This is a genomic window from Bacteroides sp. BFG-637 (genome assembly GCF_024793605.1).
GTDB classification, from domain to species: Bacteria; Bacteroidota; Bacteroidia; order Bacteroidales; family Bacteroidaceae; genus Bacteroides; species Bacteroides vicugnae.
In genome coordinates, this window is the sequence record NZ_JANUPD010000002.1 from 4,804,194 (window position 1) to 4,820,824 (window position 16,631).

Sequence of the window (16,631 nt, forward strand, 5' to 3'; positions counted from 1 at the left end):
GCAAAAATGAAGAAAAGTAATATCACCAAAATCATCAGAATGTTCCTTTCCGCCCGCTTTCCATCTGAAACGGAAGAGAAAGTGCAGAAATGGATCATTAAAGATAAAAACCAGCAGGCGAAAGCAAAAGCTTCGTTAGATTATTGGAATGAATTGGACGTAGAAGCCGATTCGAGCACTTATGCCTCACTGGAACGGGTAAATTTAAGAACCGGATACAACAAGGAACATCTGGCGAGTATCGCTTCTTATCAGAGGTTTGCCCATGTTGCCGCTGTTGTTGTTCCATTGCTTTTATTGGCAGGAGGAATGTTCTGCTATCTTTCTCCCCAAAACGAGATGATAGAAGTATCCGTTGCTTACGGAGAACAGAAGCGTCTAATCTTGCCGGACAGTTCAGAAGTTTGGTTGAATGCGGGAAGCACCATTGTATATCCGGAAACTTTTGCTAAAGATAAACGTTTGGTCATTCTTAACGGTGAAGCTTATTTCTCTGTCCAAAAAGATACTGCAAGTCCTTTCATCGTGGAAACTTCCCAACTTTCCGTGAAGGTTCTTGGAACCAAATTCAACGTGAAAGCCTATCCTAATGATGAAAAAATAACGACTACACTGACGAGCGGCAAGGTAGAAGTGAGCGTCCAGTCCCAACCTCCCCGGATACTTAAACCCAATGAACAGCTTACATACGATAAGAAGTCGTCAGACATCCATATATCAGTGATAGATACTAATGATACCAACAGTTGGGTGGTGGGAAAATTGATCTTTACCAATGCTACTGCCGGAGAAATATTCCGAACCCTCGAAAGACACTATAACACCACGATTGATAATGAGGCAAATATCCCTGTGTCCAAACGATATACTGTCAAATTTCTGAAAGATGAAGATCTGGATGAAATACTGAATATCTTGAAAGATATCATCGGCTTTGATTATCAACAACATGAAAATAAAATAGTATTAACCCAACCATAAAAAGAAACAGCCTATGAACAAAAAGAACCGGGAAGCAGCTTGAGACCCTCTTCCCAGTTCTGAAATGTCTATCCTCATTCAACAAGTGACGTAAAATGAAGTATCAACATACAAATATAGAATAATGAATCGAATTAATACGAATAAACGGGCAGCTAAGCTCGCCATTTTTTTATTTTTTACTTTTCTCTCTCTTACAACTGTCGCACAGAATAAAGAAAAAAAGATTACCATACAAAATAAAAGAATCTCATTAAAAGAGGCCTTTGCCCAAATTGAATCACAAACCGGATATAGCATCGCTTACGAACAATCGAATCTGGATTTAGAAAAGAAGCAGTCTTTATCTCTTAAAAATGTAGCTGTCGACAAAGCGATGACTCAACTCTTAAAAGAAACCGGATATGTATATAAAATAAAAGGATATCATATTATTATTTCTTTGCAAGATAACCGGCAAAAGCCTGCCAATGACGATACACAAAAACTGACTCAAACGATAAGAGGAATCGTTGTTGATTCCAAAACCAATACGCCAATAGAATATGCCTCCGTCTGTATAGCAGAGAAACCTTCACTGGGAGGCTCAACTGACAACCGGGGAAATTTCCGGATTAATAACGTCCCGGTAGGACGTTATAATATTCAGGCATCTTTTATGGGGTATCGCCCAAGTATCATTAGCGAAGTGTCTGTCACATCATCCAAAGAAGTATTTGTAGAAATCCCTATGGATGAAAATGTGCAGGATTTGGCTGAAGTGCTTGTCAAACCGGAAATAAAAAAGACCGGACAGTCAACCCGATGGCTATTACGGGAGGGCGTATGATTAGTATTGAAGAAGCGTCCCGATTTGCCAATGGGTTCGATGATCCGGCACGGTTAAGTTCTGCATTTGCTGGAGTGGCAGGAGATGTCGGTACCAACGCAGTTGCTATCCGGGGAAACGCTCCGCAATTTACCCAATGGAGACTGGAGGGCATTGAAATACCTAATCCGACTCATTTTGCCGATTTAGCTGGGTTGGGAGGGGGATTCTTGTCCGCTTTAAGTACACAAGTTATCGGAAACTCCGATTTCTACAACGGAGCTTTCCCCGCGGAATACAGTAATGCCTTATCCGGTGTTTTCGATATGCATTTGCGCAATGGTAATAATCAGAAGTACGAACATGCCTTTCAGGTCGGACTCATGGGCATAGATTTAGCTTCGGAAGGTCCTATCAGTAAAAAACGGGGAAGTTCCTATCTGGTGAATTATCGCTTTTCTACTACTTCACTAGCATCGGGTAATGACATCAACCTGAAATATCAGGATTTAGCCTTCAAACTAAATTTTCCCACACGTAAAGCCGGAACCTTTTCGATCTGGGGATTAGGATTGATAGACAGGAATAAAGCAGATGTTTTGGAACGTTCCGAATGGGAAACGATGGGAGACCGGTCATCAGGATATAATAAACTGGATAAGCTGGCAGGTGGCTTAGCGCACAAATATGTACTGGATGAAAATACTTATATCCGTTCTTCTCTATCCGCTACCTATTCCAAAGACCGTTCATTGGCGGACTTACATACCGACGACGCTATTATTAATGTGGCAGATATTCAGAATAGCAGATGGAATTTAGTATTCAATTCATATCTGAATAAGAAATTCAGTCCGAGGCATACCAACAGAACAGGGATTACCATTACGGAACTTAAATATGATCTTGATTACAAAGTCAGCCCTTATTTGGGATTAAACAAACCCATGGAACAAATATCGAAAGGCAGTGGAGAAAGTACAGTCCTCTCGGCATATAGTAATTCCGTAATAAACTTGAGCAACAATCTGACAACCAGTTTAGGGGTTACCGGACAATATTTTACTTTAAACAAGAACTGGTCGATAGAACCGAGAGTTGCCCTCAAATGGAAAATAAATCCTGCACATTCTTTAGCAGCAGCTTACGGCTTGCATAGCCGCCGGGAAAGGCTCGACTATTACTTTGTTGAACAGATAATCAATGGTAAAAAGAAATCAAACCGGTACCTGGACTTCTCAAAGGCACATCATTTCGGATTCACTTATGACTGGAATATCAATCAGAGCCTACATCTGAAAATAGAACCCTATTATCAATACTTGTTCCACATACCGGTTGAGGAAAACTCTTCCTTTTCGATTATCAATTACGAAGAATTCTATTTAGACCGCATATTGACAAACACTGGAATAGCCAAAAACTATGGAATAGATATAACACTGGAACAATACATGAAGAATGGCTTCTACTATATGATTACAGCTTCATTATTCAAATCGAAATATAGGGGAGGAGACCGTATCTGGCGAAATACGAGACTGGATAAAAGTTTTTTAGTGAACCTGCTCGCCGGAAAAGAATGGATGGTTGGCAGACTCAAACAGAATGTATTAAGTGTAAACGGTCGCCTGTTCTTTCAGGGAGGAGGACGCTATACACCTGTGGATGAAGAAAAAAGTCAGGAAGAAAAAGACATCGTCTTTGACGAGAGCAAAGCATATACTAAACGATTCAATCCATCTATAAACGGTGATGTTTCCATCAGCTTCCGGATCAATAAGAAAAGAGTATCCCACGAGTTTTCTCTGAAGATACTGAATGTGGGTATACGTACCGGAATGCATTTCTATCAATACAATGAAAGAACGAGCGTAGTAGAAGAAAAAGACGGAGCGGGTCTGATTCCGAACATCAGCTACAAAATTTATTTCTAAAGAACTGAATAATAAAAGGTTTGTTCACACAATAGACTGGCACCCAACAGACAACTGCTTTCAGTAATTATGGTATAACAATCTGTAATATATATACTAACAAGCTCTCTGAATACCTGTATATTTGCTGCGTGAAATAATTTAGTGATGAATTATATGCGTATCATATTCAAAAAATTCAAAGCACGTATGATTGTAGGATGTATATTAGCTGTAATAGCATTGCTGGCGGTGTCAGTCATTGTTTTTATCAATCAAGCCAGTTTCGGCAGAACTCCCCGTGGGGAACGGCTGGAAAGAGTCATGAAATCTCCTAATTACAGAAACGGAGAATTTAAAAATCAGCATGAAACCCTATTGATGACTTCCGACAGGGGACGTTTTATCGGAATCTGGGAGTTCATTTTCAAAAAGATAGACGGTTTGCGCCCCGAACAGGCTGTCAAAGCAATCAAAACGGATTTACGGAAGATTGACCGTAATGAAGAAATATTGGTATGGTTCGGACATTCATCTTACTTGATTCAAACGGGAGGAAAGCGAATATTGGTTGACCCGGTATTCTGTATGGCTTCTCCCGTATCTTTTATTAACAAGCCATTCAAAGGTACGGAACTTTATACACCGGATGATATGCCGGACATTGATTATCTGGTGATTAGTCACGATCATTGGGATCATTTGGATTACAACACGGTCAAAAAACTGAAAGATCGGATTGGAGCAGTGATTTGTCCGTTGGGTGTCGGCGAACATTTCGAATATTGGGGATTTGATAAAGAGCTTCTGATAGAACTTGACTGGAATGAAGAGGCAAACCTCGCTCCGGGCTTTATGATACATTGTTTGCCTGCCCGTCATTTCTCCGGTCGCGGAGTTACTGCCAACCAGTCGCTTTGGGCTTCCTTCCTGTTAGAAGCTCCTTCACAAAAGATATACATCGGCGGAGACGGAGGATATGATACACATTATGCAGAAATAGGCAATCGATTTCCGGACATCGACCTTGCGATCCTCGAAAACGGACAATACGACAAAGAATGGAGCTTGATCCATTTGATGCCCCAGTATATGGCACAGACGGCCAGAGATTTAAAAGCGAAAAGAATTCTGACCGTACATCATTCTAAATATGCACTGGCCAAACATCGTTGGGATGAACCTCTCAAAAATGCAGAAGAGATGAAGAATAAAGATTCTTTGGATGTATTGATGCCTGTAATTGGTGAAATAGTGATCTTGCAATGAAAGGAAGTTAAATCTAAACTCATTACGTATTATTCACACTGTAAACGGTTTGTTTTCAGAGGAAAATGATAACTTTGTGAAGAAATATTTCTCAACATAAATTTACTAAATCCTTTTATTATGAAACAAATCTATTCTTTATTAGTAGTGTTAATAACCTTGTTCCTACAGAGTTGCCAAAACAATCTGACCCTTCCAGTACCAGCCAGCCGGAATTATCAACAGGATATTGCAGTTTTAAATGATTTTGTGGATATTAACAAGACTACTCATGAGTATTATGTCAACCCAAACAAAAAAAGTACTGCACTTTCTTATTTAACGAATACAGATGCGGAAGAATTTAACGCTGTAAATCCTGTTAATCTTAACAGTTTCAAGCAGAGCATTAGTCAGATAAACAGTCTGTCCGGTCAATTGTCATCTTCTCATGGAGTAGATTACATTGTTATGATTACTGAAAGTGAAATTTATATCAGTCAGACAAAAGGTAACTCACCTGTCCACTTGAAGAGAAAACTATCCGATGACCGTATGAGCCGTTCTTTAATAGCAACATGCAACATAACGGATTATAAGGAACAGTTTTATATCAATTCGAGCGATTACATAGAAACAGTAATAGAATTATATCCCCAATCTTATAAAAATGCCGCGTGGGCATTTCTTGTCACTTGTAGAGTGGGATATAATGGTAATAAAGAATTAGCCAGTGTATTATTTTGTGGTGTAGGTTTTCATATCAATCCCAGTTTTGAGTGGTCTGCCAATCAAGGAAATGATGTAGACTGGAATTTTGAAGTGATAAACACAAATGGAGATGCTCATATCGCGAACCTTAATTTCCTACACTAATGAAGAAATCTATTTTTATCGTTTTTGTAACTCTGATTCTTGCATCCAGTTGCGTTGAGAAAACGGGATATTATTCTAATGGAGAAGAAGATACCATATCCTTGATATGTGATAATACATGGGCGAGTGAGAAAATAGTCGATGATGAAGGCAATACACACTATACCGTATATAAATTGGAGAAAAACGGCACGTATATAAGAAAGTTTATAAGTATTGACACTGATGGGAAAGTGAATGAAAACAGTATCACCGGACGATGGAGTTTCTATGATCCGAGTTCCAAAACGATATACTTCGGCGATGACCACTATTGGGATATAGAAGAACTTACTACAAAAAAGTTTGCCGTTTATGACCGATGGGGAGAATATGGTCAGATACATATGTCGAGAGAATATTTGGAACTTACTCCTTTAAAATAGTTCTACAATAAGATAATCATTATAACGCTGCCTGCCAATATCAATTCGCTGTATTGACAGGCAGCGTTATAATCAAATATCACGAATCTGTAATTTTGGTATAACATTCGGTAATATATATACTTGATAACCGAATCTATCTGATTAAATTTGCAGCGATAAAAAGTACAAAAATCAATTCTGATGGAATATCGTATATTAGGACGGAACGTTTCGGATATTGAGATATAACTACTATAATTTGAAAATTAATAAATTTATGCTGCGTACTATCAGACTTACAACTGCCATTGTGTGCTTTACGCTTATTACCCTTCTGTTCCTCGACTTCACGGGTACATTGCACACATGGTTCGAATGGTTGGCGAAAATTCAATTTCTGCCGGCTTTATTAGCCTTGAACATAGGTGTCGTATTGTTTTTAGTTGTACTTACATTCCTGTTCGGACGTATCTACTGCTCTGTTATTTGTCCGTTGGGAGTGTTTCAGGACATTGTTTCGTGGGTGTCCGGCAAACAAAAGAAAAACCGGTTCCGTTATTCACCAGCAATGAAATGGTTGCGGTATGGCGTTTTAGGAGTATTCATTATCATGATGGTTGCAGGATTGAACTCTTTGGCTATCTTGCTGGCACCGTATAGTGCTTATGGCCGGATAGCTTCCAGTCTTTTTGCACCAGTCTGGCAATGGGGAAACAACCTGTTGGCGTATTTCGCCGAACGAATGGATAGTTATGCTTTTTATGAGGTAGATGTATGGATGAAGAGTCTTTCGACGATGTTGATTGCCATTGCCACCCTTGTTGTTCTTTTCATTCTGGCGTGGCGCAACGGACGAACCTATTGTAATACGATCTGCCCCGTAGGTACTGTATTAGGGTTTATATCCAAATATGCGATATTCAAACCGGTAATTGATACTTCCAAATGCAATAGTTGCGGTTTGTGTGCCCGCAATTGCAAAGCATCGTGTATTAATCCGAAAGCCCATGAAATAGATTATAGCCGTTGTGTGACTTGTATGGATTGTATCGGAAAGTGTAAGCATGGAGCCATTACATACACAAGACGGAAACCTAAGAACGAAACAGCTACGAGCGAAGATTCGAAAGCAAAGTCTGTCACTACTGAACAGGTAGACAACGCCCGTCGTAGCTTCCTTTCAGCATCGGCCATTTTTGCAACAACTTCTGTACTGAAAGCACAAGAGAAGAAAGTAGACGGAGGATTGGCTACTATCGAAGATAAAAAGATTCCCCAAAGAGAAAATCCTATCTATCCTCCCGGTGCATTAAGCACACGCAATTTCACTCAACATTGCACAGCCTGCCAATTATGTGTCTCTGTTTGTCCCAATCAGGTATTGCGTCCGTCAGGCAACCTATTGACATTGATGCAACCGGAAATGTCATACGAACGTGGGTATTGCCGTCCCGAATGTACTAAATGTTCGGAAGTTTGTCCCGCCGGCGCTATTCATCTCACCAGTCTTGCCGAGAAATCAGCTATTCAGATCGGACATGCCGTATGGATTAAAGAGAACTGTGTACCTTTGACAGATGGAATGGAATGTGGCAACTGTGCCCGCCATTGTCCGACAGGTGCCATACAGATGGTAGCTTCCGATCCTGAAAAAACAGATTCTCCAAAGATTCCGGTAGTAAATGTAGAAAAATGTATCGGTTGTGGGGCGTGTGAGAACCTTTGTCCGTCCCGTCCTTTCAGCGCTATTTATGTGACAGGACATCAGATGCATAGAATTATTTGATCTAAATCAGTATAAGAGTATGGAAGATAAAAATAAGAAAGATATAAATAGAAGAGATTTCATTAAGATTGTAGGTATTAGTGCAGCCACGTCGACAGGGCTATTATACGGATGCTCTTCAAAAGGTACTTCCTCTTCAAGCAGCGCAACAGGAGAAGGAGAGGTGCCTACCGATAAAATGACTTACCGCACGTCTCCGACTACCGGTGACCGTGTTTCACTCTTGGGATATGGTTGTATGCGTTGGCCTCTCAAACCTGCTCCCAACGGTAATGGTGAAGTCATCGACCAGGATGCCGTGAATGGACTGATTGATTATGCAATCGCTCACGGAGTAAACTATTTCGATACATCTCCGGCATACGTACAGGGCTTTTCCGAAAAGGCAACGGGTATTGCATTGAGCCGTCATCCCCGTGACAAATATTATATCGCCACCAAGTTATCCAATTTCTCTCCCGATACATGGTCTCGTGAAGGATCGCTCAAGATGTACCACAAATCATTTGCGGACCTGCAGGTAGATTACATTGATTATATGCTGCTTCCATGGCATCGGAATGGGAGGAATGGAAGCCCTTAAAGGACGCTACCTGGATAACGGAATGCTTGACTTTCTGGTGAAGGAGCGGGAGGCAGGCCGTATCCGCAATCTGGGATTCTCCTATCATGGGGATATCGAAGTATATGACTACCTGCTTTCACGGCACGATGAATTCAAATGGGATTTTGTGCAGATACAGTTGAACTATGTAGACTGGAAACATGCAAAAGAAACCAATACCCGGAATACGGATGCTGAATATCTGTATGGAGAATTGCATAAACGAGGAATTCCATCTATCATCATGGAACCGCTTTTAGGAGGTCGTTTGTCTAAATTGAACGACAATCTGGTGGCACGGCTCAAACAACGCCGTCCGGAAAGCAGTGTCGCTTCCTGGGCTTTCCGTTTTGCCGGTTCATTCCCGGACATTCTGACTGTATTAAGTGGCATGACTTATATGGAGCATCTGCAAGATAATCTCCGCACTTATTCTCCTTTGGAACCGTTGACAGATGAAGAAAAAGAGTTTCTTGAGGAAACGGCACAATTAATGCTGAAATATCCTACCATCCCTTGCAACGACTGCAAATATTGTATGCCATGTCCGTATGGATTGGATATACCTGCTGTGTTGTTACATTACAACCGTTGTGTCAATGAAGGGAATGTCCCCAGGAACGGGCAGGATGAGAATTATGCAAAAGCCCGGCGTGCTTTTCTAGTCGGATATGACCGTAGCGTGCCCAAACTTCGTCAGGCAAGCCACTGCATCGGTTGTAACCAGTGTGTGGCACACTGTCCGCAGAACATTGATATTCCGAAAGAGCTGCACCGGATAGATCAGTTCGTAGAACAATTGAAACAGGGTACTTTATAAAAGAAAAGATGGAAGAATTAATCAATTTACTACATACAGGAGGATATTCCTGTACTATTGCCAACAAAGGAGAAATCCGCACTTTCACTCAACGTGGTGTGGCCGATATCTATGATTTACTGACCCTGGAACCGGAGTTTCTTAAAGGAGCTTCGATTGCTGATAAGGTAGTCGGAAAGGGAGCTGCCGCCCTGATGATTCTGGGAGGTATCAAAGAGTTATATACCGATATTATCAGTACCAAAGCTTTGGAGTTACTTCAGAAATCAGATATAAAAGTTGATTTTACAGAGAAAGTACCTTTTATCTGGAACCGTAACCATACAGGAGGATGTCCTGTAGAAACAATGTGTAGCGAAGCGGAATCAGCAGAAGAAATATTACCACTGATCCGCGATTTCCTGGAAAAGATCAGAAATAAAAAGTAAAAAGAAGAAACTTGAAACACGCAATAAAGTATGAGAAGAAATACAGCTTGTTTATTCCTGTTCGGTAGCTTGCTTTCCATCTCGGGAATGGCACAGACTAAAAAGGATAGCATACAAGCCGGAAGAAATTATATGATTGATGAAGTTGTAGTTACCGGAACACGTAATGAAACAGATGTACGACATCTTCCAATGACGATTTCCGTAGTCGGCAGGCAACAGATTGAGAAAAGATATGAGTCTTCGCTGTTGCCGTTATTGACGGAGCAGGTGCCGGGATTATTTACTACCAGTCGTGGTATCATGGGATATGGCGTATCTACCGGAGCTGCAGGTGGTATGAGCTTGCGTGGTATCGGTGGTAGTCCGACAGCGGGATTATTGGTGTTGATTGATGGTCATCCACAGTATATGGGCTTGATGGGACATCCGATAGCAGACGCTTATCAATCTATGATGGCAGAGAAAGTGGAAGTTTTGCGAGGTCCCGCATCTGTACTTTATGGTTCGAATGCCATGGGTGGTGTGATTAATATTGTTACCCGTCGGCAACAGGAAGAAGGTGTGAAAACAAATGTGCAAGTTGGGTACGGTTCATATAACACGTTGCAGACTGAATTTTCCAACCGTGTCAAGAAGGGACGTTTCAGCAGCGTCGTAACCGGATCATATAATCGTACAGATGGACATCGTCCCGATATGGGATTTGAGCAATATGGTGGATATGCAAAGCTAGGCTATGAGCTCAACTCTTTTTGGAAAGTATGGGGAGATGTAAACGTGACTCATTTTAATGCTTCCAATCCGGGAACTATCCAAGTACCATTGATCGACAACGATTCCCGTATCACCCGTGGAATGACATCATTTGCTTTGGAAAATCGTTATGAAAAGACTTCAGGAGGTTTGAGCTTTTTCTATAACTGGGGACGGCATAAAATCAACGATGGCTATCAGATAGGAAAAGAACCGCAAAAATCACATTTCAATTCTAAAGACAAAATGCTGGGTGTTTCATGGTATCAGAGTACTACTTTCTTTACCGGTAATCGTTTAACCGTAGGATTTGATTATCAGCACTTCGGAGGTGAATCATGGAACAAAGTACTGGCTACGGGTGAACATACTCCGGGAGTAGACAAGCAAATGGATGAGTTTGCCGGATACATTGATTTCCGTCAGGATATCAGCAATTGGTTCTCACTGGACGCAGGTATTCGTGTAGACCACCATTCACACGTAGGTACAGAATGGATTCCACAAGGCGGACTGGCTTTTCATTTACCCAAGAATGCAGAACTTAAAGCAATGGTCAGCAAAGGATACCGTAATCCGACCATTCGTGAGATGTATATGTTTCCTCCTGCCAACCCGGAATTGAAACCGGAAAAACTAATCAACTATGAACTTTCCTACTCACAACGTCTGCTGGAAGGGGCATTGTCCTACGGAGTCAGCCTTTACTATATTAATGGCGACAATCTGATTATGTCAAACGGACTCGTGCCTCCATTGAATATCAATTCCGGAGAGATAGAGAACTGGGGAATTGAAACGAATATGGGCTACCATATCAATTCACACTGGAATGTGAACGCCAATTATAGCTGGTTGCACATGGAGAATCCCGTTCTTGCTGCCCCCGAACATAAATTGTATGCAGGGGTGGATTATACTTCCGGGCGTTGGAGTGTATCGACAGGAGTACAATATGTGAAAGGACTTTATACTTCTGTTGTAAAGGGTAGCGAGCAACAAGACCATTTTGTTTTATGGAATCTTCGTGGAAATTATCGTATCTGCCGTTTCGCTAACCTATTCATAAAGGGAGAAAACCTGCTGGCACAGCGTTATGAAATAAATGCAGGTTATCCCATGCCCAAAGCTACGTTTATGGGTGGTATTAATTTGAACTTTTAAATAATAAAATGATATGGAATCAACTACTGTAAAACTCTATTCGCTGAATTACGGCAATGTGAGAACTTATCTGACAGCCTCGTTATTCATCGTTGGAAACATCCTTTTTCCCCAATTTTTTCATCTCATACCGCAAGGAGGAATAACCTGGCTGCCTATCTATTTCTTCACACTGATCGGAGCTTATAAGTACGGGTGGAAAGTCGGTCTACTGACTGCTGTTCTTTCCCCCATTATCAATTCCTTACTTTTTGGCATGCCGATACCGGCGGTACTACCTGCTATTTTATTAAAGTCCGTGTTGCTTGCCATTGCTGCCGGCTGGGCCGCACAACGCTTCGGACGTATTTCTATTCCGGTATTGGTTGGCGTGGTACTTACTTATCAAGTTGTAGGAACATTGGGAGAGTGGATGTATATAGGTAATTTCTACAATGCCATTCAGGATTTCCGTATTGCAATACCCGGAATGTGCCTGCAAGTATTCGGAGGTTATTTATTCATTAGATATTTGATTCGCAAATAACTTCCTTATCAATAACCGCTTTTCCCAGAAAAGAGTTATAAGCTTTGAAAAAGAAAGTTCTCCTCTGTTATGTGTGTCTATAACAGAGGAGAACTTTTTTAAATACAACGTATCTATTTGCTTTTTATTTATCAATCTTCTTCATCGTCATCTTCCGGATCAGCAGTAGTGGAATTACCTCCTTCTTTAGCATATTTGCTCGGACTCATCTTATAGTGTTTTTTGAATACTTCCCGGAAATACTTAGTTTCAGAGAATCCAACCATGTCTGAAATCTCATTAATAGCATATACACCCTCTTTCAGTAATTCGGTAGCACGTTTCAAACGCATCATCCGGATAAATTCTGTCGGAGACTGTCCCGTCAAAGCTTTCAACTTACAATAAAAACTGGTACGGCTCATCCCACTTGATTCACAGAGCACATCAACAGTAAATTCAGGGTTATTTATATTCTCGTCCACGATTTTCTTTACATTTGATATAAACTTCCAATCAAGACTGTTAGTACCGTTTGCTGAAGGAACCATTGATTTCATTTCTATATCCAGATTGGCATATCTCATACGCAACAGTTCCCGGTTTGCCAGTAAGTTGGCAATATTCGCCCGCAAAATTTTCACACTGAAAGGTTTGATGAGGTATTCGTCCGCACCAATGGACAGACCGTCAAGAACATTGTTTTCATCTCCTAAAGCTGTGAGCAACAATACAGGAATATGTGAAGTCTCAATATCGCTTTTAATAGCGACACACAATTCATCTCCTCTCATCTCCGGCATCATAATATCAGAAAGTACCAGTTCCGGCCAAAATTCTTTTATAATAATCAATGCTTCCTTTCCATTGGCGCAAGCTTGCACATTATAGATGGAAGATAATGAACTGACCAGATAAGAGCGTAACTCATCATTGTCTTCTACAACCAAAATTCGTCGTGAATTAGGATTATCCACAACGACAGTTGTCTTTGCAGGTACATTCGGAGTGGGGAGTACAGGAGCCAACGCTTCAAACTTAGCGTGTGTTTCCTCCCCGGTATTTTGAAAGTTTTTATTGCTTTTCGGAAAGACAATTTTGATTGTCGTTCCTTGATGTTCAACACTCTCCACACTAATCTTACCACCATGAAGGCTGACCAGTTTTCCTACCAGCATTAATCCTATGCCACTACCTGTCACTTTGGAGTTAATGGCATTGCTGGCGCGAAAATGTAGCTTGAACAACTTACTTTGTTCACTGGTAGGAATACCTATACCTGTATCCTTGATGATCACTTTCCATGAATCATTCGTATCAGATACGGAAATACTGACCTTTCCACTTTCCGGAGTATATTTTAGCGAGTTCGATATTATATTCTTCAAAATAGAATCCATCTTCTCCTTATCAAACGATACATTCATATAGCTGAAAGTACTCTCGTATGTATACTCAATGCGCTTAATGGCTGCATAAGAAGAGAATGTATCATATATTTCATTCATATAAGTATTCAGCTCATACTCGGAAACACTCATTTTAGAGGAATATACATCCGTTCGTTCAAAATTAATCAGATTGCTGACCAGTCGTAGAAGAACTTCCACATTCCTCAATGCAATGTTCGTACGGGTTATCCCGTTGTCGGTAAGATTCTCTTCTTCCAGCAATTCCTCCAAAGGTGCTTTTATCAAAGTTAATGGAGTACGTATATCATGAGCTGTATTAATGAAGAATTGCGTTTTTTCATCCGATACCTTCTTTTGTTTTCTTAGATTTATCACACGTAGAATGAAATAAAACCCTCCGATTACAAACAAGATATAACATAAAATGGCCCACCAACTCGACCAGAAAGGTCGTGTGATGATAATTTTCATACTACGTTCCTGAAAAACAATATCATGTTCTTCTTTGGATACAGCACGCACATGAAGGGTGTATTTGCCCGGAGGTAAATTGGTGAAACGAATCAAATTATTAGCTCCCGGTAGTGTCCATTTCTCATAAAATCCTTCCAGCTTCCAAGAATATAATGCATTCTCGGGAGAATCATAATTGATTGTAGAAACCTCGAACGAAAAAGTATTCTCATCATATCCGAGTTCCAGTACATCTGTTTCATCAATATTTTTCTGTAAGAGAGCACCTTTGTCACCTGGGTAAATAGGTTGATAAGAAAGATAAAAGTCACTGAATATCAATCTCGTGAATTCATATTTGGGAAACGTCACATTCTCCGGAAGTTCAATAACTCCATCTGTACTTCCAAATACAAAGCCTTTATTCTGACGCACTGTTCCTGCAGATGCATTAAAATAGGCAGGTAATAATCCTTCTCCTCTGGTCCAATTATTAAATATCTTCTCTTTAGTATGAAAACTGGTGATTCCATTCTCTGTACTCATCATTATACGTCCGTTCATTTCCGGCAGTATTGTAAATATCCTGTTTGAAACCAATGCGGAATTATCAGAAAAATAGTGCTCGAATGTTTTATTTTGATGATTGTACACAAATACTCCTACACCGTTTGTTCCGATATATAGCAATCCATCATCCGCCTGATAAAGCGTATTGATATAAGCAGCTCCTATTTCCATTTCAATAAACTGATATTCACCGGTATTTCGATTTAATAAATACAATCCTCCAACGGTTCCGATCCACATATTGTCTTTGTCTTTTTCAACAATAGATGTGATAGAATTCAACCCCGGATATAAACGGACACTGTTGGTTGCCAGATTAAAACATTTTAGATTATAGTACCCTCCCGACCAGATATATCCTCTCGAATCCTTAACTATATCACGAATATACTTATCCGGGCGCATATTGACGTGGGAAAGCAGGTAAGGAGAGAAGTATTCAACCGACAATGTATTCTTGTTTATTTTATAAATGCCGGAAGTGAATCCCCCTGCCCATATGATACCGGGAGATACTTCACATAAAGTAATAAAGATATGGTTTTTATCTTTGATCTGTTGGTCAAAAGAACTTAGGAACGAATGCCATTTACCTGTTTTTGAATGATAAAGACTAATGCCATTGCTGGTTCCGAACCATAAATCGCCATCCTCATCTTCAATGACTGCATGTACCTGATCATTGACTAGCGACTGATCATTCCCTATGGAATGCTTCATCCAATGATAATTTTCATAGCGATTATCCATTATTGTGATTCCGGTGGGATAATTGGCGAGCCATATTCGCTTTTCTTCATCTACAAAGACATCATTAATGTTATTTCCGTTCATTTCATTATAACTCTGATAGTTGGCTACAATGTAATGTTCCAGTTTACAAGTGTTCACATCAACTTTATATACTCCCATCCCTTCGGTTGCAATCAACAGTTCCATTTCATTCAAAGGACTGATACAAGCAATATTTACGTCACTGAGGTCAGCGTCCGGCCGTATAATTTCCTGCGTATTCGTATCATATACAAAAACTCCTCTTTCAAATGAACCGATAAACAGTCTTTTTTAATTGCTGGTGAAAATACAGTTCGCTCACCTGAGCATGGAAATAGTCTAATGTTTCAACAGGTATAATCTCTAAAATATCATTCTCCAATTTAACATACCGTACACCTGTTTCCGTTGCTATAAAGAAATGATGTTCATCTACTTGTTCTATTGCCGTAATACTAGTATGGAATATATTGGAAAACTGGAATATGCGAGCATCTTTGATATTATAAAGCAATATAGTATCCTTGCGACATAACCAAATATTATTATTCCGGTCCAAATAACCACAGCTAATTGTTTCAGAAGTATCCGGTAATCTATATACCATTCGGAAATCATCTTTATTAGCGTCATATTGAAAGATTCTCCCTTGTTTGCCAATCACCCAGATACCTATATGCGGTTCTGTATACAACCATCCCAGACGTATGGGAGCATCTAAAGTATTACCTTCCTTATTTAATTTATAGTGTTTTATATCTTTACCGTTGTATCGGTCCATCCCTTCATTTGTAAGGAACCACATATAACCCTGAGCATCTTTCTGAATATTGAATATCCGGCGATTGCTCAAGCCATCTTCTATTCCTATATATTTGTATGTCTGTGCTGTAACCCAAACAGGAAAAAAGAGAAGAATATATACAATGTATTTCATATAAACAATTGTTTTTTAAACTACTTCTAACGATCATATAAACATAACAGTTAACGAAACTAGACAAAAGCAATGACAAATACAAAGAAATAAGAGAGATTCTACTAGAAAACATCTATTTAGAAACATTTTTATTTCCAAAGTTGATTATTCACCTTGCGAAGTTGATTTATCTGAAAGTATTCT

General features: G+C 40.0%; 8 protein-coding genes and 3 pseudogenes. 10 read left to right on the forward strand and 1 reads right to left on the reverse strand.

All coding sequences use genetic code 11. The annotated features are described in order from the left end of the window. Nucleotides 1–6: 6 nt before the first annotated feature. From NXX38_RS18555 to NXX38_RS18600, 10 genes and pseudogenes are all read left to right on the forward strand, one after another. Nucleotides 7–981, forward strand: a complete 975-nt coding sequence (locus NXX38_RS18555; protein ID WP_234133392.1) for a FecR family protein — start codon at nucleotides 7–9, stop codon at nucleotides 979–981. A gap of 124 nt (nucleotides 982–1,105) precedes the next feature. Next, a pseudogene (locus NXX38_RS18560) lies at nucleotides 1,106–3,726 on the forward strand (carboxypeptidase-like regulatory domain-containing protein). A gap of 147 nt (nucleotides 3,727–3,873) precedes the next feature. Further along, on the forward strand, nucleotides 3,874–4,974 hold the full coding sequence (locus NXX38_RS18565; RefSeq protein WP_258980650.1) for an MBL fold metallo-hydrolase: 1,101 nt from the start codon (nucleotides 3,874–3,876) through the stop codon (nucleotides 4,972–4,974). Between the two features lie 120 nt (nucleotides 4,975–5,094). Further along, nucleotides 5,095–5,829, forward strand: a complete 735-nt coding sequence (locus NXX38_RS18570) for a hypothetical protein (protein WP_148366715.1) — start codon at nucleotides 5,095–5,097, stop codon at nucleotides 5,827–5,829. Further along, entirely contained in the window at nucleotides 5,829–6,254 is a 426-nt protein-coding gene (locus tag NXX38_RS18575; protein WP_099147469.1) for a hypothetical protein, read from the forward strand. The genes NXX38_RS18570 and NXX38_RS18575 overlap by 1 nt, the downstream gene beginning before the upstream one ends. A 259-nt stretch (nucleotides 6,255–6,513) precedes the next feature. Further along, complete coding sequence (locus NXX38_RS18580) at nucleotides 6,514–8,022, forward strand: 4Fe-4S binding protein (protein WP_258981999.1); 1,509 nt, start codon at nucleotides 6,514–6,516, stop codon at nucleotides 8,020–8,022. Between the two features lie 19 nt (nucleotides 8,023–8,041). Continuing rightward, nucleotides 8,042–9,446: pseudogene (locus NXX38_RS18585) on the forward strand (aldo/keto reductase). An 8-nt stretch (nucleotides 9,447–9,454) separates the two neighbouring features. Next, nucleotides 9,455–9,874 (forward strand): DUF1893 domain-containing protein, encoded by a 420-nt coding sequence (locus tag NXX38_RS18590; RefSeq protein WP_148366713.1) that lies wholly within the window; start codon nucleotides 9,455–9,457, stop codon nucleotides 9,872–9,874. A gap of 30 nt (nucleotides 9,875–9,904) precedes the next feature. Then, on the forward strand, nucleotides 9,905–11,794 hold the full coding sequence (locus NXX38_RS18595; RefSeq protein ID WP_258980653.1) for a TonB-dependent receptor: 1,890 nt from the start codon (nucleotides 9,905–9,907) through the stop codon (nucleotides 11,792–11,794). Between the two features lie 13 nt (nucleotides 11,795–11,807). Then, the gene (locus NXX38_RS18600) at nucleotides 11,808–12,320 is read left to right on the forward strand and encodes an ECF transporter S component (protein WP_195650122.1); all 513 of its coding nucleotides are present in this window, start codon (nucleotides 11,808–11,810) and stop codon (nucleotides 12,318–12,320) included. A 131-nt stretch (nucleotides 12,321–12,451) separates the two neighbouring features. Here NXX38_RS18600 and NXX38_RS18605 read toward each other — a convergent pair. Continuing rightward, nucleotides 12,452–16,445, reverse strand: a pseudogene (locus tag NXX38_RS18605) (two-component regulator propeller domain-containing protein). Nucleotides 16,446–16,631 lie beyond the last annotated feature (186 nt).

Bases quoted from the DNA above. Each gene is read 5' to 3' on its own strand.
- NXX38_RS18565 (WP_258980650.1), top strand. From the start codon at position 3,874: ATGAATTATATGCGTATCATATTCAAAAAATTCAAAGCACGTATGATT.
- NXX38_RS18580 (WP_258981999.1), top strand. From the start codon at position 6,514: ATGCTGCGTACTATCAGACTTACAACTGCCATTGTGTGCTTTACGCTT.
- NXX38_RS18600 (WP_195650122.1), top strand. From the start codon at position 11,808: ATGGAATCAACTACTGTAAAACTCTATTCGCTGAATTACGGCAATGTG.
- NXX38_RS18595 (WP_258980653.1), top strand. From the start codon at position 9,905: ATGAGAAGAAATACAGCTTGTTTATTCCTGTTCGGTAGCTTGCTTTCC.
- NXX38_RS18590 (WP_148366713.1), top strand. From the start codon at position 9,455: ATGGAAGAATTAATCAATTTACTACATACAGGAGGATATTCCTGTACT.
- NXX38_RS18570 (WP_148366715.1), top strand. From the start codon at position 5,095: ATGAAACAAATCTATTCTTTATTAGTAGTGTTAATAACCTTGTTCCTA.
- NXX38_RS18555 (WP_234133392.1), top strand. From the start codon at position 7: ATGAAGAAAAGTAATATCACCAAAATCATCAGAATGTTCCTTTCCGCC.
- NXX38_RS18575 (WP_099147469.1), top strand. From the start codon at position 5,829: ATGAAGAAATCTATTTTTATCGTTTTTGTAACTCTGATTCTTGCATCC.